This window comes from Paenibacillus sp. 7516 (assembly GCF_002272715.1).
Lineage (GTDB): Bacteria > Bacillota > Bacilli > Paenibacillales > Paenibacillaceae > Paenibacillus > Paenibacillus illinoisensis_A.
The window spans coordinates 1-17184 of the sequence record NZ_NPBI01000033.1; the positions used below are offsets into that span (position 1 = coordinate 1).

A 17184-nucleotide genomic window follows, 5' to 3' on the forward strand; every position below is an offset into this window, starting at 1 on the left:
AGGCATGCCGGAGATGGTTGAGCCTGCTCATACCGGTTGGGTTGTTCCTCCGCAGGATGCGGACTCCCTGAGCGCACTATTGAACGCCCTGCTGCAGGATGACGCCACTCGTCTGCGGGTCGGCGCACAGGCCAAGGCTTGGGCGGAGAAATACCGTTCCCTGGAGGAAATGGGCATGCGCACACTACAGGTATACCAGGAAGCAATTCAAAAAGGAGGGCACCTGATATGACCCTGCTTGTACCGAGTGATTTATATAATGGCTGGTTTTCCGTCCCTGTCTCTACCCCCCACATTGAAGTGAATTACGAAATTATGAATGCCTTGGTAGAAACACTCCCCAAGGAGTATACCCTGCCTGATCCGGAAGCAATGGCTATCATGTGCTCTACTGATTAATCATATTGGGGATGCTGACCCTCTTGCTGCAAGAGGGTTATTTCCATTGAAGGACGATCTAAATCATGCAAAAAGCAAAAGAGAGCAACTCTTCTGGTTCACAACTCAGGAGAACCAGAAGAGTTGCTCTCTCTTATAAGGTGCTTTTTATCTTTCTTATGTCCGAATGTACCCATGATTACTGCCAATAACCGCCGATCTGAAGCAAATTCAGCAAAATTGGCCGATGTTTGGCCTGAACCATTTCCATCTCGGCTTTTAATGCTTCGAAGTGTTTTTTGGTTCCCATTGAATCATGAACCCGGTAACACATCAAAGGCTCGTTGAAATAAAACAGCTCATAAACCGGAAATAATCTCAGCCACATCTCATAGTCATGGGTATAGCGGAACTCGGTGTCAAACATGCCGAACTTCCGAAATGCGTCCATCTCCAGCATCACGGTACAGCCGTTAATGGGACAGCCTTCGAGCAGCACCTGCAGCATCTCGAGGCGACTGCCTACTTCCGGCTGCACCGTATCCATCCATTCACTGTTTTCATTGACATAATGATAGGCTCCATGGCAGAAGGAGGCTTTTACCTTAAGCATGAATTCCAGTTGTTTCTCCACACGATCCAGCAGCATTACGTCATCCGAGCTGAGCCAGACGAAAAAGTCTCCCGATGCACGCTTGATCCCTTCATTCAGGGCTGTAGCCGTCCCCCCATTCTCCTTTCGAACATAGGTGATCCGATCCATAAATGGTTTCAGCTTCTCCACGTGCTGTGTAGAGCCGTCATCCACCACGATAACCTCGATATGAGGATATGTCTGGTTCAGAGCACTGTGAACAGCCTGCTCAATATAAGCACAGTTATAAAACGGGATGACAATTGAAACTTTGGGTTCCATTCGGGCCTCCCCTTTCCTCGCCTGTCTCTGTAAAACATCTACCGTTATCATATGATGAAACTGTCTTCGGTTCGCGGGCATCTGTGAGGGAAAGATCACGAATTACGCATGAGCGGATACACAGAAAAGAGGGTATTATGGTATCTCGCTCCCATAACCCCTCAATCCCTTCATACGGTTCAACCACCCATGGCTGCAATTCGCTGCAGCAAAGGTTCGCGATATCTGGACCAGACCATGGAGGCTTCCTTGCCAATCGTCTCCGCATGACGCACCGACCCCATCCCGCCGTGCCAGCGATACGCCGTAAGGGGTTCATTCAGGTATGGAAAACGATACCCATTCAGCAGGATACGCAGCCAGAGATCCAGATCATGCGTATATGGAAGCAGCTCATCGAAGAGACCAACAGCTCCGAACAGATCCTTGCGAATCATGACGGTACAACCATTGACAGGATTGCCACCAACGAAACGGCGCAGCCAGTCAACGTCGCCCATCGGTTCTGCTCCGCCATGCAGCTTGGTAACCGCCGAATGTTCATTGATGTAATGAAAGTTGGTATGGGAGGCAAGCACATTTTCCCGCTGCATGAACTCGACCTGATAACGTATTTTATCCGGGTAGAGAAGATCATCCGAGCTTAGCCAGACCACATAATCACCCGAAGCATGACGAATGCCATGATTAAGAGCCGAGGCTGTGCCGCCGTTGCTTTTGCCAAGCACATAGATATGGGGCAGAAAGGGCTGGATAAGCTCCGCATGCCTTGTGGAGCCGTCATCCACCACAATGATTTCCACGTTGGTATACGTCTGGTTTATCGCACTTTGGATCGCATGCTGCACATAAGGACAATTGTAGAATGGAATGACAACGGATACTTTTGGATTCATTTGGCCCCTCCCCCTTGCTTCCGAACATCGCTCAGAATATCCTGAAGGGATTGGGCAAATGGAATCTGAGGCTGCCATCCCAGTTTACGCAGCAGCGACAACTCCTCCTCCTTGCCAGCCCCATCCGGTCCTGAAGAAGCTCCGTCCCACCGCACAGGCACTTCTGCTTCTGACATGGAGAGCAAGGTATCCGCGATTTCGCCCAGACTGCGCTCCGTCCCGGAAACCACCGGATAGACAGTTCCCGTAGTTCCATGCACTAGAAGTGTGGCATAGGCTCTGACCGCATCCCGTACATCCAGGAAATCCCGTGTATTATCCCGCCCGGATAGACGGAAAGCTTCACGCTTGCCCTCTTGCTCACAGGCAACCACATGCCGTGCGAGCAGCGAACAGATACCTGTAGAAGGCCCGGCCCCGATCAAATTCCCGGGCTCAGCCAGCATGATCTGCTGCCCGAACAGGGACATCCATGACAATGAGACCATTTCTTCCAGCGCTTTGCTGAGACTGTAAGGATGAGGAGGCTCTGGTACTCGGCCTGGTTCGACGGTGTATTTCAACCGGGATCCCACGATGACCGTCCGTGCTGATGGACAGCTTCGAAGAGCATCCAGTAAATACAGGACAGCCATCACATTCGTTTCCAGTACAAGCAGCGGGTCCGACCAGGAGTCGGGGACTGAGTTTTTCCCTGCGAGATGCAGCGCGTAATCCGGCTGCACCTCATCAATCAGTTGACGCACCTGCTGTTTATCATTCAGATCACACACATGTACAGCTACGCCTTCGCCAAACGAATGCACGCCTGCTCGCCGCACCACGGCGGCAACCTCAGCACCGACGCTCTTGAAATATGCTACAGCATGCCGTCCGGTAAAACCGGAGGCACCCGTAATCAGCACGTTCTTGCCCGTTAACTCTGCTCCATCCATAATGCCAGCTCCTTCAGCATCGTAGAATAATCGGGAAGGTCTGTCTTCACATCCTCGCGTGTGGAAACGAGGGTACGATCCTGCACAAGACTGTCATCAGGCACAATATTCACATCTTGCTTGTTCCAGGTCTGCTGGAAAAGAAGCAGCAGATCGTGCTTGCTAACCGGTTCAGGATGCGCCAGATGAATCAGGCCGCTGACAGGTGACGCCAGATAATGATCCACCCATTTTGCCAGCTCCAGTGTAGTTACACCGTTCCAGAACACACGCGTATATCCACCTACTTCACCTGTACGGGACATAAACCAATGCATCAGGCCGATGCCACCCTTCCGGATTTCCGGCCCAATTATGGAGGTGCGGATGGTGAGGTGCCCTGGATCATGAACCTCACCCAGTGCCTTGGTAATCGCGTAGGATGATGTCCCATCCGTAACATCATTCTCCGTATAGGAACCACGGTCCCCGCTGAAGACACAGTCCGTGCTGATATGAATTAGGCGGGCACCAATGGTGTCGGCCACCCTCCGCAAACGATGCGGAAGGAAGCCGTTAATGTGATAAGCGGTAATTTTATCTTCATCTGCGAAGCTGTTCAGCACACCAACAGCATTAACGATAACGTCCGGGTGCACAGCCTCCACCAGACGATCCACCATATAGCTGTCATTTACATCCAGCAGCAGACCGTTCGGGTCAGACACATCCCGCGTGGTGTAGAAGACACTGTGCAGACCTTGACGGCGGAAATAGTCGACCATAACATGGCCGGCCATTCCGTTTCCCCCAAGTATCAGGAGCTTCATGACAGGAATCCTCCGCGTTTCAGAATGTCGCGAATCTCCTCTTTCGTCATCAACTGATGTTCTGAACTGAAGCTGCTAAAGGAAACCGGAGGGCAGTTCGTGTAATGCTCACGCAATCCCGGTATGCCGAGTGTAGGGAGAATGACCAGATATTGTTCGTCGTAAACAACCGTTGTCATGCTCTCGAATTCACTCATCAGAATTTCATGAATTTTCTCACCAGGCCGGGTACCACGTTCCACAATGGCCACGTTCTCTACGCCGGAATCCTCAATGAGCACTTCTGCAAGATCCACAATTTTGCACGTAGGCATCGTCATGACAAAAATCTCCCCGCCTACACTCTCTACGGAAGCCTTGAACAGCAACGTGATGGCATCCTTCAGTGTGAGGAAGAACCGGGTCATATTCATATCCGTGATGGATACTTCACCTTTCTGACGAATCTGGTTCTTGAAGAGATGCACCACGCTGCCGTTGGTACCAAGTACATTGCCGCCCCGTACAGTCACAAATCGGGTGTTGCTGTGCAGCAAATTCGCATATACGATTAATTTCTCGCCGATCGCCTTGGTCATGCCATAGAAATTGGATGGGTTGGCCGCCTTGTCAGTCGAGATATAGATGACTTTTTCAACATGGTTTTCGATGGCAGCCTCAATTACGTTCTGAGTACCAATCACGTTGGTTTTGAGCGCTTCATAAGGCTGATCTTCACATACCGGCACATGTTTGAGCGCCGCCAGATGGAATACATAGTCCACTTGCTGGCAAGCCGCCGTTAATGCTTCCTTGTCACGAATATCCCCAATTCGGAAGTGAAGACGAGGATCCTCGAACTCGCGGCTCATGGCCACCTGGCTTGATTCATTACGGGAGTAAACGATGATTTCCTTTGGATTTTGGGGCAGCAGCTGGGCCACGAGTTCATACCCCCATGATCCAGTACCGCCTGTCACGAGTATACGTTTATTTTCAAACATGTATTTTCCCTCCAAGCAGAAATTTGACCACTTTACCGGATACATCTGTTGCCTTGTAACCTTGCGGGCATTCCCAGTCACTTGCCATCTCCGTCATGACCTTCACACATCCCGCAATGCGGGCTGCATCCAGCCCGGAGACTACGTTGCTGCCGCAGTCGACCGTCTCCGGACGTTCGGTTGTCCGCCGCATGGTGACTGTGGGTACCCCCATGATGCAGCATTCCTCCTGAACGGTCCCGCTGTCCGTCAGTGCACAGCGTGCATGACGTTCCAGCATGACGAAGTCAAAAAATCCGAACGGCTCGTGGAATTCCACAAGCGGATTCATCTCCAGCTGCAAATGTTCTGCGATACGGATGGCCGTTCGGGGATGGATGCTGCAGATCACCCGCAGGCCGTGTTCTTCCGCAACCTGGTTCAGACCTTTCATAATCTCCAGCAGATGAGGCGGATGATCTACATTTTCTGCCCGGTGGGCGGTTACCAAAAAGTACTGCCCGGACTTCAGCTTGAGCTTTTTCAATATTTTGCTGGCGTTCACTTGGGCGTCATAATGACGCATGACTTCGTATATCGGATTGCCCGTGAGCACAATTCGCCGACTGGGCACACCTTCATTAACCAGGTGCTTCTTGCTTTGTTCGGTATAAGGCATATTAATGGTCGATATGGCATCAATGACTTTTCGATTTTTCTCTTCAGGTACATCCAGATCGAAGCATCGATTGCCTGCCTCCATATGGACGACTGGAATCCCCATGCGTTCAGCCAGCACGGCACAGAGTGCACTGTTGGTATCACCCAGCAGCAGCACTTTGTCCGGCTTTTCCTGAAGCAGCAGATCTTCCATTTGAGTAAACATGGAGGATAGCTGTCGGCCCAGCGAGGCAGCTTCGTCCTGAAGGACGTAGTCTGGCGCCCGCAGGCCCATTTCCTTGAAAAACTGACCGCTGAGACTTTCCGTGAAGTTCTGTCCTGTGTGCACAAGAATATGCTTGGACGCGTACTGGTCCAGCTTGGAAATGATCAGGCTGAGCCGGATAATCTCTGGTCTCGTGCCCAGCACCGTCATGATCTTCATCGTTATCCCGCCTTCATCGTGTATTGGAACCTTTCCGACGCGCCCGGCGCCTTGACCTGGCAGTCGTGCGCTTGCGAGCCGTTGGTTTGGCCCTGTACAGATGCTTTCTCTTTTGCTGAACTGCTTTTCGGTTTCGCTTTTTTGTCCCCGTTTTCCGTTTCCTGACCTTGCTCGCCGGACGCTTTTCAATCACATCAGCGGGAACAGGGTGGCCTACGGCAATCGGCGGAAGTGGAGAGAGTGGTAAGGCCTGAATAACCGACAGCGGGAACAGAAGTGCTCTGACTGCCCCGGGGTCCAGGGCAAGTACGGTACGCAAACCGCCTTCTCCCCAGGTATACACCGGGCCATTCGGTGCCTGAATGTAAGGGAACCAGCCAGGGTATCGCAGCAACCACTGTGTCACCATCGTATGCATGCCGGCTCTGTAGGTTTCAATTCCATACAATCGTTCCGCTTCTGCCCGGCCTCGCCAGGCCATATCGGAAGCCAGCTCCGTGTCATTCAGCAGGGTCGTCGCCAAGACGGCAAGTGCATTGCTGTCTCCCGGAGGAGCAAGAAATTGGCCGCTGCCGACTCCTTCCAGCAGCTCCGACAGACCGCCCTGGGCAAAAGCAATAACCGGTTTGGCAAAATAAACGCCCTCCAGCGCAGTCATGCCAAAGCCTTCCTTGACCATGCTCGGAATAACCACCATATCCATCGCTGTATAGGCAAGAGATACATTCTCTTCAAATGTCGTAAAGGTAAATCTGCGGGCATATCCTGACTTCTTCACCCGTGCTACGCATTCGTCATAGTACTTTTTGTCTGCTGGCGCACCAATGATCCAGTACCTGGCTTTTGAGTGGGTTTCGCAGAGCTGCAGAGCCATGTCAATAAAAGGTCTCAGCCCTTTGGCATCATATATAAAAGAAGAGATATAGCCGATACAGACATGCGAGTTCCTGAAACCGAGCTCCTTGCGCTTGCGTTCACGCAAATGAAGCCAGCGGTCCGGGGCAGGCAGTGCCGGGTCCCAGGTTGGTGGAAGAACCGACAGCTTGCCGCTCATGCCCGCATGTTTGAACGGGGCCGCAGCCGTCTCGGATATGCCGATAATCCAGTCCGAATATCGGTCTATCATCTGCACCGCTTCGTCTGTATGAGCATTGATCTGAATAATCTCCGTAATCTTCCAGATGACTGGAATCTGCAGCGATTTGGCTGCAATGGCAGGCAGCACATTCACACAGGTATTCGTCAATACCAGCGCAGGAGAAGTTTCCCTGATGAGGGAAACCACGTCCTGATAAGCTGGTGTGTAGCGAAGCTGTTCTGCATCATTTGCAATGCCCTGGTAGGGTGTGTACACCCCGTGAAGCATGGGCAGCGAGCATATCTTGACCTGAATGTCGAATCTCCGCGCAAGTCCGGCGAGCTTGCCTTCCTGCGGGGCAACAAGCACGCAGTCGAAGATGGAGCCCATTTCCCTCATAAAATGGAGCAGAAGTTTCTCTGCCCCGGTAATACTCCGGGTATTGCACACATGGGAAAACAACATGAGTTTCGGTTTAGTCGCCATGGCTGCACGGACCACTGCATGCATATTGCATGCAGGTCTGTGCACACCTCCTCCCGACCGGAAATTAAGGGAATATAATGGTCAGCATTTCATTAATCCTTCTGCCATACGTGTGTTCCTTGAGCGTCCGTTCCAATCCGCGGAGGGCTATTTCACGGCGCTCTTTCTCGTGAGTAAGATAATATTCAACCTTGTCGAGCAGCTCTTGGGGAGAAGAATAGGTTTCGATCTCCACGCCCGGCTTATAGAACCGCGCCAGATCATCACGCGCATCCGTCAGCTGCAGTGTTGCGGAAGCCGAGATCTCGAATGTTCTTGGATTCGGCGAAGCTGGTGGGATTTTGAGATGGTTGTTATTGACGGAATCATCCTCGTGGGAACGGTGCAGGTTGATCACAATTTTAGTCCCGTTATATACATCATTGGTTTCCTGCGGACTCATCCAGCGTCCATGCTCAATCTTCTCGCCATAGGCTTCATAGCCAGGCAGACGGTCCCACCAGATGCCATTAAACACCGTATTGTGTGACATGATCTGTGCCATGATTGGATTGAAGAAATAGACCCGGTTCCAGTAGGCCGATCCGATAAAACTGACGTCCCGGTGCAAGGGAGATGGCGTCGTGATCGGGAAGTAATGGTTGGTGAATGCCGCAAACGGCAGGTAGTGTACAGATGCACAGCCGCTCTGACGGTATAGTTCTACGCAGTTCAATTCGAGTGTGAAGATATGATCGAAGTGATGGACACGTTCCATCGTCATATCCGTGTAGTACGGATCATCCGTCAGCCAGATTGCTGTCGGGATGCCTGCCTGGCGAATCGCATCGATATGCTCGAGCGGAATGTCCATGCCATCCAGGACAAGAACCAAATCGGGGCGATTTTGCAGGGCAATTTCCGAAACCGGCTGCCGCGGATCAGTCAGCGTCACCTGAGCAACCATGCCTTGCAGGGTAGCCATAATCGCCTCATCCAGCGGTGAATAGGGGAATCCTTTACCCGAAGAGACGTACAGGACGTGGATCTGCCGGAAAGGCAGCGGTTCCTGTGCGCAATTGACAATATAGTTGGCACGCCCGCGCAGGTACCCTTCTTCCTTGCCTGCATCATAACCGGCATGCTGGCCGTTTTTGCGTGCCTGTTCAGCCAGGCTGAGTACTGGCGTATGATAATTCCTCTTTTTACGGTGTTTGATAGACATACCGCCACTCCTTCTGTTTGAAATAACATTCGCTGTATAGCGAGCTTGCTGTTCTACACATGTTCCAGCAGCTGGGCGATTCGACGGGCAAACGTATGCTGGTTCAACGTGGTCAACAGCCCCCTCCAAGCCATGGCCTGCCGTTCTTGCTCATGCTTCAGGTAATATTTGATTTTGCTCTCCAGTTCGGCTGCTGTCGTAAACGTCTCAATGTCGTAACCCGGCTGGTAAAAGCGGGGCAAGTCACCGCGTGCATCCGTAATCTGCATTGTGCCGCAGGCACTGATTTCATACGTTCTTGGATTAATGGATCGCCCTTGCAGATGATGCGTATTGCGATTGTCCTCGCCATTCTCGCAGGTCCGGTGAACGTTGATGACAATCTTGGCGCCGTTGTAATAATTAACAGTTGTGCTTGGATCGATCCATCCATCATGGATAAAAGGGCCGAGTACATCCGACCGTGTCAGCCGGTGCCACTGGCTGCCGGCAATGAATACCTTTTTGGTCGCCAGAAAAGGGGCCAGCTCATCGAACAAGGCGATCCGGTTCCAGAAGCCTGTGCCGATAAAACAAATATCGTATTGGTGCTGAGGCTCAATGCGACGAGGCTGGAACATGCCGGGATTAACCGCGAGTGGCATATAGATGACTCTGCTCGCTCCGTTCCCTCCGTAAAATGGAACCGCAGCTTCTTCATGCGTGAACACCACATCGTAATGCCTGCAGATGGTCGCCGTATCTTCGGTAAAATACGGATCATCTACAAACCATACTGCTGTCCGAATACCGAGAGCCCTTATCCCGTCTACCTGTTCCAGGTGATCCGCCGGAAAAACGTGCAATCCGTTCATGACCAACACGACATCCGGCCTGTGCTGACTTGCATCCTGCAGCATGGTTGCCGGCGACCCGACAATACATTCACGCACAGACTGCTGCAGAGCTAAGATGACACCTTCATCGATGGCATCAAATCCTTGCGGAATGTACAGTACTTTCATATCCCGCATGGTCGGCTCAAACATCTGAACTCGCTCCATCATGGCCTGACAGCCGCCGAATCTGCGGCCTTCAGCATATCCGCTGCGGTAAGCTATCTTCGCTTCCGGAAGCGATCGGTGTCGTTTTTTTGCCACATCCTTCACCCTGTCTTCCTTTCAGGAGATTCCGTATCCGTTTCTCCCCGAGATTGGTCTTCCCTCTAAAGGATATGCCCCGGGGTCAGATGCATCATGGACGGGTGTCCTGCAAGGCGCAAAATTGGCATCTGCCCTCCACATTGGCCTGTACGGGCATGTCCGCTTCTGCGGCCATGCAAATCACCCGGAGGGATAAATCCCCCCGGGTGATCCTATGTGCTGGACCTGCAGCAATCCGTCTGCCGCTGATCAGGCCTATTCGGTTATTGTGCCTTGTACGCCAGCTGATGTCCGTCCTCGAAACCCTTGGCGAAACCCGCGTTGAATCCCTCGTTGTACGCCTCGTTGTAGCCCTGACTGTACGCGTTGTCCGGGTTCGGATCGGTAGGGGTAGCCGGGACGACTGGTTGTACGGGCTTCGGACTCCGGTGCCGCCGTACCGAACGTTTCTTTTTTTTGAGCCACGCACTACGTCCTTTAAGCGTACGTTTGTGCAGTACACGTTTGCCTTTGATGGCACGCAGCTTACGGATTTTGCGCAGACGGGCACCCCGTGCAAGCAAAGCTCTTTTCGTTCTAAGCTTCAACTTTTTCTTTCTCAACATATCAACATTCCTCCTGTATGTCCCGAACGATACGTACCGCATATTCAGGTTCTTTGAGCCACGGCAAGCCGGGCTCCCCTTGCTGGATTCGAGCCAGCCTGATTCCCGTAACCATACGGGACATTTCTTCCTGATACCTGCTCAGCAGACGAATGTTCTCGGCAAGATTGCGGGCAGATACTTCCGAATGAGCGGTTACGCTGGCTACACTGTCGAGGATGCGTGCCAGAGCCTGCTGGCTGTGTGCAATGGATTCAATGAGAGCCAGTTTAACTTCCTGCTCACGCTGCAGCAGACTCATTTTCCCATGTCTCCAAGATCCATGCCGCCAAACATGCCTCCGTCCATCCCGCCTTCTTCAGCACTGTTATCGACCATGACAGCTTTCAGGTTGTTGCAGAGCCCTGTTTCCATCCGGGTTAATCCTTCCAGCATTTCAACCAGTTGATCATGCATTTTCAGCGGTTCTGCCACCTGATCACCGTGCGTTAGAAAGGCTTCACCGTTCAGGTGATTCAGCGCCCAATTCCGAACTTTCTCAGCTTCAATCGCCTTGGCTTCCAAGATCAGTGCAATGTTCCATTGCATCTTGGCTGCAGCATCCAGCATCAGAATGAGACTTTGTTCCCTGCTCATGTTCTCTCACCCGCCTTCCGGGCTTATTCTTCCTCTTGACCTGCCATCTCCCGCATGACCTGGGTCAGCGTTTCGGCAACAGCTTCTTCCAGATCCGCAAGGCCCCCCAAATAGGAGATGATGCTTTTGTTGATTTGTCCAGAGCTATCCAGCAGACCCTCTACGCCATCCAGCTCCGGTTCGATATCCGGCAAATGATTAATAATTTCAGACATCCGCACAGCGACTTGACGTTTGGCATCCAATACTCGTGCAAGCTGCTGGTGTGAGTGTGCAATATGTGTGAGTATTTCATCAACTTTGCTCTGCATGGTCCTCCTCCTTACCGTCACGGCCTGCTTCACCCATAGAAAAACCCGGCCTATCAGCATTTGCCTGCTACAGCATATGCCGGGCCGGGATCGTCAGTTACTCCAGCTTGCGCCTATATCGTCAAATGACATAACTCCAATCAGAGGAGTATCGGCTCAGGAATTGGCGGGTTCGTTCCTGCTTGGGCCGTAGAAAGATCTCCTCAGGTGTTCCTTGCTCCACGACATGCCCCCCATCCATGAAGATAACCCGATTCGCCACTTCCCGGGCAAAACCCATTTCATGGGTAACAACGATCATGGTGATGCCCTCCTGGGCAATCGAACGAATGACCGATAATACCTCTCCGACCAGCTCAGGATCCAGGGCAGAAGTCGGTTCATCGAACAGGATGACCTCTGGATTCAGAGCCAGTGCGCGGGCAATGCCGACCCGCTGCTGCTGTCCGCCAGACAGCATGCTTGGATACTCATTGATTTTGGCAGAAAGCCCTACTTGTTCAAGGACACGCAGGGCACGTGCACGGGCATCCGCCTTGGACATCTTCTGTGCCACGATTAGCCCTTCCGTGACGTTATCCAGCACCGTTTTGTGTTTGAACAAATTGTAATGCTGAAAAACCATGGCCGTTTTCCGTCTGATCTGCACGATATCTTGTTTGCGCGCATGTTTGCAGTCCACGCCCAATCCACTGATCTGGACCTTGCCTTCATCCGCACGTTCCAGGAAGTTCACGCAGCGCAGCAATGTTGTTTTGCCCGACCCGCTGGGTCCAAGAATGGCGACCACATCCCCCTGCTCTACCGTCAGATCAATGCCTTTCAGCACTTCCTGCTTGCCAAAAGACTTGTGGATATTGCTTAGTGTAATCATGAAACCCCTCCTTTGCTATACAAGGCAACCCGGCGTTCGAGCAGAGCGGTAATCCGTTCGGCGATGATTGTCAGGCCCCAATAGATCACTGCCGCTGCAATGAAGGCCTCCAGAAATTTCAAACTGACAGATGCAACGACATCAGCCTTTCCGAGAATATCCATCTGTGAAACTGTGAAGGCCAGCGTCGATCCATGGAGAAATCCGACAAACATGCTGCACAGATTGGGCAATACAGCACCGATGGCCTGTGGGAGAATGATGCGCCGCAAGGCCTGTGCGGTACTCATGCCTACGGCATGCGCAGCCTCCATCTGTCCACGGTCCACAGCCAGAATACCTGAACGGATAATCTCGGACATATACGCTCCGGCTGTCAGGGAGAAGGCAATCAATACAAATACCAGAATAGGTATGGATGCCGATTGAAAAGCCCATCCGTACCGTTCAGATAGTTTATCAATAATCATCGGAATACCGTAATAGATCAGAAACAGATGCATGAGCATCGGCGTACCGCGCAGAAAGGAAACGTAGAAAGCGGCTACCCGGTGAATCCAGGGCACCTGATAGATTCGAATCAACGCAGTGGCAAGACCGATCCCGAAACCTGCGATCAGCGGCACAATCGTGATCACGAGTGTCAGTGGCAATGCCGTTAGAATTTTGAAAAAAGACGTATAAATAAACTGGAGATCAATGGACATATGCTCACCCCGCTATTCGTTTCAGTCGTTCAGCTCTAACCGCTGGCTTGGGCACCGTGCTCTTGCGTTCATGACGCTGCAGTCTGCGTTCAGCAAGAGCAAATCCTTTTTCAAGGACAATAACAATAACATAATAAACAACCGACAAGCTGATATACACCTCAAGCGCATGTGACGTTGCCGAGATCAGCGTCTGCCCTCTGCCCACCATATCCATGACACCGATGGAAAAAGCAAGGGACGTGTCCTTAAGCGAACCGATCAGCGTATTTGCCATATTGGGGAAAGCCACAATAAGCGCTTGGGGAACAACGATCCGCCGAAAGGACTGAAACGTAGTCATCCCTGCTGCATAAGCCGCTTCGGTCTGGCCCTTGTCGACACTGCGAACGGCTCCGCGGAAGATCTCCGCAAAGGATGCAGCATCGCTAAGTGCATAGGTCACGATGACAAATAGCAGCGGATCGGTTCTGGACAGGTCAATGCCCATTGGCTTAAGCAATTCGGGCAGGCCGTAATAGACCAGAAACAGCTTGATGAGAATCGGTGTGCCGCGCATGAAAGATACATATATGGTGGCGAGCTGACTCAGTACTGGAATTCGGTAGAGTCTAGGAACTGCCAGCAGCACACCGCCTACCAGACCAAGCACAATGGACCCGCCCAGCACGATCAGAGTTATATGCAGATACCTTAACAGTTCCGGGATGAAATCCAGAACCAAGGATATATCGAATGCTTTTCCCATTACCGCTTGCACACCTTTCTCAGACTACTCTACTCTTCAACCGTATAATCCGCACCAAGCCACTCTGTACTCAGCTTGCTTAATGTTCCGTCTTCCTTGATTGATTTGAGTGCTTCATCCACTTTGGCTTTGAGTTCCTGCTCTTCCTTGTTGAGGATGAAGTATACTTTGGAATTCGATAAAGCTTCTCCAACCGTTTTTAATTGGGCATCCACAGCCTTATTCTGATAATCGATGGCGAATTGCGTACTAATTGTTGCATCCACCCGGCCTGATTTGATCTGGGTAATCGTGTCTTCACCGGCTCCCGAGTATACGATATCAATGCTGCTGCCATTGTCCGCATTCCACTTCTCAGCCAGCACAGCCGCATTGCTCGTTGCACCCACAATCAGTTTTTTCCCTTTCAGATCATCAATGGAATTCACATCCTGGTTTTTCTGGCTCACGACCACTTTGTTGGGGAAAATATTATAAGCTTCATCATTAAACAGGAACTTCGCCTGTCTCTCTTCATTCACTTCCATCTGGTGAGCGATCAGATCAATTTTTTTCGTCTCCAGGCTGAGCAGCAGGTTTTTGAACTCCATGGTGCTGAATTCAAACTCATACTCCGGCAGCCGTTTATCAATCTCGCGAATCAATTCCACATCGTATCCAGTCAATTTGCCATTCTCATCAATGAAGCACACATTCGGAAATTGCGTACCTGTACCTACGATAATCTTCTTCACTGTATCTTGACCGGACGCAGATGTGGTCTCCGCTTCATTTGAAGCATTGCCTGTGCTGCATCCTGCCAGCACCGCGAGCATAGTTACGAACAGTAGCGCTGTCCGAAATTGATGAATCCCCCATTTTTTAGCCATTCCCGATCTCCTCCACAGACTGTGTTACACAGCCAATATAATGTGCACTCCCATTTCCCCGATTCTTAACTAACCATTCTTACTTGTATAGTCGGAATAGGTTGATCAAAGAATATCACCCTGGGTTATCCTGAGGCAATACGAAGCCTAATAGGACATCCTGATAATGTTATAGAACTTCTCTATCCGGATATTTCTTATGAAATCCATATACCAAAAAAAGCCCCTCCCCGATCGGTCTGGCGGAGAAAAGGCTTCTTCGATTCGTGATGTTATCTATCTGCGACTGGCCCATTTAATTTTACGTGCGACTTCCAGCCGCTGGGATTGCAGGAGGCCAATTCGTTCTTTGCATTTGTCGCGTTCATCCTGGGTGTGTGCTGCATGCAGCTGGTTGCACAGCCCTGTCAGCTTACTGTTGATATAATCCAGCCGTGTCCATAATTCCTCTTCGGGTGTCCGCTGCTGCTCCGCTGCCGGCTGAAATATCTTGAGCTGGTGGATAAGGGACTGCTGCCATTCCTGATCCTGAATTTGGATGGCAAAATGCAAAAGATCCAGATAATCGTCGATTTGCAACGATACGCCGCAATCAGGTTTAGTATTCATTGTCGTCTCTCTCCTTATTTCAGTGCTTGGCTGGAATCAGTTACTTCTATTTTACAGGAAAAGGGCTGCTTTAGGCGAGGGTTGAAAGTACGAAATTTGGAAATTTTTTTGGTTTTTTTGTGCATAGAAGTTTTCTATCTATATATAGATCGTTTGGATTGGAGCATACAGCATAAAACCCGCTCCAAGGAGCATTCCTTGTGCGGGTCTACATCATTTAATCTTCTCCGTATCTGCCTTGCGCCGTTCAAGCCTTTTCCTGGTTTGGCTGCCTCGTTAGAAGCAGCATGACAAATGAGATGATCATGATGGAAACTGTCCATGCCCATGCCATGGTCTGATTACCGGAATCGACTGCAACATAGATGGCTGTAGGGACGGTTTGGGTTTTGCCAGGAATATTTCCAGCGATCATCAGTGTGGCCCCGAATTCCCCCAATGCACGAGCGAATCCCAATATAAAAGCAGTCATCAACGCACGTCCTGCAAGCGGCAGCGAAATGTAGCGAAACACCTGCCACTCATTCGCCCCGATCGACCTGCCCGCATCCTCCAGATCCTTATCAATACCGCTGAAACCGGACTTCATGGTCTGATAAATGAGCGGGAAGGCTACAACCACCGCGGCAATCACCGCCGCCCACCAGGAGAAGATGACTGGCGCCGAGAAGATGGCTTCCATCCATTGTCCCAGCAGACTTTTGCGGCCCAGCAAAACGAGCAGCAGAAAGCCAACGACGGTCGGTGGAAGCACCAGCGGCAGCATAAACACGGTCTCCAGCACAATTTTACCGCGAAAAGAACGGCGTGACAGCTGCCAGGCTACCGCAATGCCGAGCACGCCTGCAATGATGCTGGACAACAGAGCAACCTGAAGTGACAGGCGGACAGGTGACCAGAACGCTGACCAGTCGATCTCCGTACTGATCATTCCGGAACAGAGAATCCGTATTTCGCAAATACCTCCAGCACTTCAGGGGTTTGCAAATACGCGTAAAATTGTTCTGCTTCTGTCCGGTGTTTCGTGCCCTCAATAATGCCTACCGGGTAATGGGCCGGTGTATAACTGTTCTTGTCCACCTCAAATGCAATTTTCACCTGATCCGAGGTCAGTGCATCCGTTTTGTACACAAATCCCGCGTCTGCGTTCCCAGTCTCGACATATTGTAGAACCTGTCTGACATCCTTGCCCTGCACAAGCTTGCTTTCGAGCTGATCCCACAGATTGGCATTCGTCAGTGCTTCCTTCGCATACGTTCCTGCGGGGACACTTTCCGGAATTCCGATAGCTACGGTTTTAACGGTATCCGCTGTCAGATCCTGCTCGCTGGATACTGCATTTTCACTACCTGCCGGAATGATCGCAACAAGGGAGTTTTGCAGCAAATTTTTCTGATCAGCAGCTGCAATCAGGTTCTCGTCCACCAAAGCGTTCATGTTCTTCGTTGCCGCCGATACAAAGATATCCGCAGGTGCACCCTGTTCAATCTGCTGCTGCAGTGCCCCCGATGCCCCAAAGTTAAAGTTGAGTTCAACAGAAGGATGGGCAAGCTCATAGCCTGTTTCGATTTCTTTCATCGCATCGGTCAGACTGGCTGCCGCGGAGATGGTTAATTCTACGGTTTCCTGCGGCTCTGTTGATTTGCCCTCTCCTGACGTCGCAGATGTCGCAGGTGCCGAGGACACTTGCTCAACTGCTGTAGATGAATCCGCACTGTCTGCACCAGCACCACAACCCGCCAATACAAGCACCATTCCGAGAGACATGCTCCCCAGTATGTATCCTATTCTTTTTCTCAATTCTTCTCCCCCTGATCCTTCTACACGTTATGTTTAGTTATAACTAGTTATAATTAATTATATTTCATTATACATAAGATCGGTCAAATAGGAAGGTCTAGTTTATACACTCCT

Annotated in this window: 22 protein-coding genes; 2 read left to right on the plus strand and 20 right to left on the minus strand. The window is 51.1% G+C overall.

Annotated elements, in window-relative coordinates:
• On the plus strand, window positions 1-232 hold a 232-nt coding region (locus CHI14_RS23885), incomplete at its 5' end, for a glycosyltransferase (protein ID WP_141236726.1).
• Complete coding sequence (locus tag CHI14_RS30210) at window positions 229-399, plus strand: hypothetical protein (protein ID WP_170948258.1); 171 nt, start codon at window positions 229-231, stop codon at window positions 397-399. The genes CHI14_RS23885 and CHI14_RS30210, both read left to right, overlap by 4 nt.
• 178 nt (window positions 400-577) lie before the next feature.
• Here CHI14_RS30210 and CHI14_RS23890 read toward each other — a convergent pair whose 3' ends face one another.
• The 20 genes from CHI14_RS23890 to modA form a co-directional block, all read right to left on the minus strand.
• A complete protein-coding gene (locus tag CHI14_RS23890) occupies window positions 578-1294 on the minus strand; it encodes a glycosyltransferase (protein ID WP_095291939.1) in 717 nt (238 codons plus the stop codon).
• Between the two features lie 179 nt (window positions 1295-1473).
• Entirely contained in the window at window positions 1474-2190 is a 717-nt protein-coding gene (locus CHI14_RS23895; protein ID WP_095291940.1) for a glycosyltransferase, read from the minus strand.
• Window positions 2187-3125 (minus strand): NAD-dependent epimerase/dehydratase family protein, encoded by a 939-nt coding sequence (locus CHI14_RS23900; protein WP_095291941.1) that lies wholly within the window; start codon window positions 3123-3125, stop codon window positions 2187-2189. The genes CHI14_RS23895 and CHI14_RS23900 overlap by 4 nt, the downstream gene beginning before the upstream one ends.
• Window positions 3107-3934 (minus strand): dTDP-4-dehydrorhamnose reductase family protein, encoded by an 828-nt coding sequence (locus CHI14_RS23905; RefSeq protein WP_095291943.1) that lies wholly within the window; start codon window positions 3932-3934, stop codon window positions 3107-3109. The genes CHI14_RS23900 and CHI14_RS23905 overlap by 19 nt, the downstream gene beginning before the upstream one ends.
• Window positions 3931-4917 carry a polysaccharide biosynthesis protein gene (locus CHI14_RS23910; RefSeq protein WP_095291944.1) on the minus strand — a complete coding sequence of 329 codons (987 nt, stop codon included), beginning with the start codon at window positions 4915-4917 and terminating at the stop codon, window positions 3931-3933. The genes CHI14_RS23905 and CHI14_RS23910 overlap by 4 nt, the downstream gene beginning before the upstream one ends.
• Window positions 4910-6001 (minus strand): non-hydrolyzing UDP-N-acetylglucosamine 2-epimerase, encoded by a 1092-nt coding sequence (gene wecB, locus CHI14_RS23915; RefSeq protein ID WP_095291945.1) that lies wholly within the window; start codon window positions 5999-6001, stop codon window positions 4910-4912. Before wecB ends, CHI14_RS23910 begins: the two co-directional genes overlap by 8 nt.
• Window positions 6002-6014: 13 nt before the next feature.
• Window positions 6015-7589 (minus strand): glycosyltransferase family 4 protein, encoded by a 1575-nt coding sequence (locus tag CHI14_RS23920; protein WP_095291947.1) that lies wholly within the window; start codon window positions 7587-7589, stop codon window positions 6015-6017.
• Window positions 7590-7629: 40 nt separating this feature from the next.
• Window positions 7630-8769: a CgeB family protein gene (locus CHI14_RS23925; RefSeq protein WP_249281222.1), complete on the minus strand. Its 1140-nt coding sequence runs from the start codon at window positions 8767-8769 to the stop codon at window positions 7630-7632.
• A gap of 53 nt (window positions 8770-8822) precedes the next feature.
• Entirely contained in the window at window positions 8823-9917 is a 1095-nt protein-coding gene (locus CHI14_RS23930; RefSeq protein WP_249281223.1) for a CgeB family protein, read from the minus strand.
• Window positions 9918-10174: 257 nt separating this feature from the next.
• On the minus strand, window positions 10175-10516 hold the full coding sequence (locus CHI14_RS23935; protein ID WP_095291948.1) for a FliH/SctL family protein: 342 nt from the start codon (window positions 10514-10516) through the stop codon (window positions 10175-10177).
• Between the two features lies 1 nt (window position 10517).
• A complete protein-coding gene (locus CHI14_RS23940) occupies window positions 10518-10817 on the minus strand; it encodes a hypothetical protein (RefSeq protein ID WP_095291950.1) in 300 nt (99 codons plus the stop codon).
• A complete protein-coding gene (locus CHI14_RS23945; RefSeq protein ID WP_095291951.1) occupies window positions 10814-11152 on the minus strand; it encodes an alpha-helical endospore appendage domain-containing protein in 339 nt (112 codons plus the stop codon). The genes CHI14_RS23940 and CHI14_RS23945 overlap by 4 nt, the downstream gene beginning before the upstream one ends.
• A gap of 23 nt (window positions 11153-11175) precedes the next feature.
• Window positions 11176-11463, minus strand: a complete 288-nt coding sequence (locus tag CHI14_RS23950; protein WP_095291953.1) for a nucleoside-diphosphate sugar epimerase — start codon at window positions 11461-11463, stop codon at window positions 11176-11178.
• A gap of 121 nt (window positions 11464-11584) precedes the next feature.
• The gene (locus CHI14_RS23955; protein WP_095291955.1) at window positions 11585-12337 is read right to left on the minus strand and encodes an amino acid ABC transporter ATP-binding protein; all 753 of its coding nucleotides are present in this window, start codon (window positions 12335-12337) and stop codon (window positions 11585-11587) included.
• On the minus strand, window positions 12334-13044 hold the full coding sequence (locus tag CHI14_RS23960; RefSeq protein ID WP_095291957.1) for an amino acid ABC transporter permease: 711 nt from the start codon (window positions 13042-13044) through the stop codon (window positions 12334-12336). Before CHI14_RS23960 ends, CHI14_RS23955 begins: the two co-directional genes overlap by 4 nt.
• 4 nt (window positions 13045-13048) lie before the next feature.
• Window positions 13049-13792, minus strand: a complete 744-nt coding sequence (locus tag CHI14_RS23965) for an amino acid ABC transporter permease (protein ID WP_095291959.1) — start codon at window positions 13790-13792, stop codon at window positions 13049-13051.
• Window positions 13793-13821: 29 nt separating this feature from the next.
• A complete protein-coding gene (locus CHI14_RS23970; protein WP_095291960.1) occupies window positions 13822-14661 on the minus strand; it encodes a transporter substrate-binding domain-containing protein in 840 nt (279 codons plus the stop codon).
• 276 nt (window positions 14662-14937) lie between these two features.
• Entirely contained in the window at window positions 14938-15270 is a 333-nt protein-coding gene (locus CHI14_RS23975) for a hypothetical protein (RefSeq protein WP_095291961.1), read from the minus strand.
• A gap of 247 nt (window positions 15271-15517) precedes the next feature.
• Complete coding sequence (gene modB / locus CHI14_RS23980; RefSeq protein WP_095291963.1) at window positions 15518-16201, minus strand: molybdate ABC transporter permease subunit; 684 nt, start codon at window positions 16199-16201, stop codon at window positions 15518-15520.
• Complete coding sequence (modA, locus tag CHI14_RS23985) at window positions 16198-17025, minus strand: molybdate ABC transporter substrate-binding protein (RefSeq protein WP_249281229.1); 828 nt, start codon at window positions 17023-17025, stop codon at window positions 16198-16200. Before modA ends, modB begins: the two co-directional genes overlap by 4 nt.
• Window positions 17026-17184 lie beyond the last annotated feature (159 nt).

What these genes read in the sequence shown, in the direction of transcription:
- CHI14_RS30210 (WP_170948258.1), top strand. Translation starts at nt 229, where the DNA reads ATGACCCTGCTTGTACCGAGTGATTTATATAATGGCTGGTTTTCCGTC.
- wecB (WP_095291945.1), bottom strand. Translation starts at nt 6,001, where the DNA reads ATGAAGATCATGACGGTGCTGGGCACGAGACCAGAGATTATCCGGCTC.
- CHI14_RS23890 (WP_095291939.1), bottom strand. Translation starts at nt 1,294, where the DNA reads ATGGAACCCAAAGTTTCAATTGTCATCCCGTTTTATAACTGTGCTTAT.
- modA (WP_249281229.1), bottom strand. Translation starts at nt 17,025, where the DNA reads ATGGTGCTTGTATTGGCGGGTTGTGGTGCTGGTGCAGACAGTGCGGAT.
- CHI14_RS23945 (WP_095291951.1), bottom strand. Translation starts at nt 11,152, where the DNA reads ATGAGCAGGGAACAAAGTCTCATTCTGATGCTGGATGCTGCAGCCAAG.
- CHI14_RS23905 (WP_095291943.1), bottom strand. Translation starts at nt 3,934, where the DNA reads ATGAAGCTCCTGATACTTGGGGGAAACGGAATGGCCGGCCATGTTATG.
- CHI14_RS23935 (WP_095291948.1), bottom strand. Translation starts at nt 10,516, where the DNA reads ATGTTGAGAAAGAAAAAGTTGAAGCTTAGAACGAAAAGAGCTTTGCTT.
- CHI14_RS23965 (WP_095291959.1), bottom strand. Translation starts at nt 13,792, where the DNA reads ATGGGAAAAGCATTCGATATATCCTTGGTTCTGGATTTCATCCCGGAA.
- CHI14_RS23940 (WP_095291950.1), bottom strand. Translation starts at nt 10,817, where the DNA reads ATGAGTCTGCTGCAGCGTGAGCAGGAAGTTAAACTGGCTCTCATTGAA.
- CHI14_RS23970 (WP_095291960.1), bottom strand. Translation starts at nt 14,661, where the DNA reads ATGGCTAAAAAATGGGGGATTCATCAATTTCGGACAGCGCTACTGTTC.
- CHI14_RS23920 (WP_095291947.1), bottom strand. Translation starts at nt 7,589, where the DNA reads ATGCATGCAGTGGTCCGTGCAGCCATGGCGACTAAACCGAAACTCATG.
- modB (WP_095291963.1), bottom strand. Translation starts at nt 16,201, where the DNA reads ATGATCAGTACGGAGATCGACTGGTCAGCGTTCTGGTCACCTGTCCGC.
- CHI14_RS23950 (WP_095291953.1), bottom strand. Translation starts at nt 11,463, where the DNA reads ATGCAGAGCAAAGTTGATGAAATACTCACACATATTGCACACTCACAC.
- CHI14_RS23925 (WP_249281222.1), bottom strand. Translation starts at nt 8,769, where the DNA reads ATGTCTATCAAACACCGTAAAAAGAGGAATTATCATACGCCAGTACTC.
- CHI14_RS23975 (WP_095291961.1), bottom strand. Translation starts at nt 15,270, where the DNA reads ATGAATACTAAACCTGATTGCGGCGTATCGTTGCAAATCGACGATTAT.
- CHI14_RS23895 (WP_095291940.1), bottom strand. Translation starts at nt 2,190, where the DNA reads ATGAATCCAAAAGTATCCGTTGTCATTCCATTCTACAATTGTCCTTAT.
- CHI14_RS23960 (WP_095291957.1), bottom strand. Translation starts at nt 13,044, where the DNA reads ATGTCCATTGATCTCCAGTTTATTTATACGTCTTTTTTCAAAATTCTA.
- CHI14_RS23910 (WP_095291944.1), bottom strand. Translation starts at nt 4,917, where the DNA reads ATGTTTGAAAATAAACGTATACTCGTGACAGGCGGTACTGGATCATGG.
- CHI14_RS23955 (WP_095291955.1), bottom strand. Translation starts at nt 12,337, where the DNA reads ATGATTACACTAAGCAATATCCACAAGTCTTTTGGCAAGCAGGAAGTG.
- CHI14_RS23900 (WP_095291941.1), bottom strand. Translation starts at nt 3,125, where the DNA reads ATGGATGGAGCAGAGTTAACGGGCAAGAACGTGCTGATTACGGGTGCC.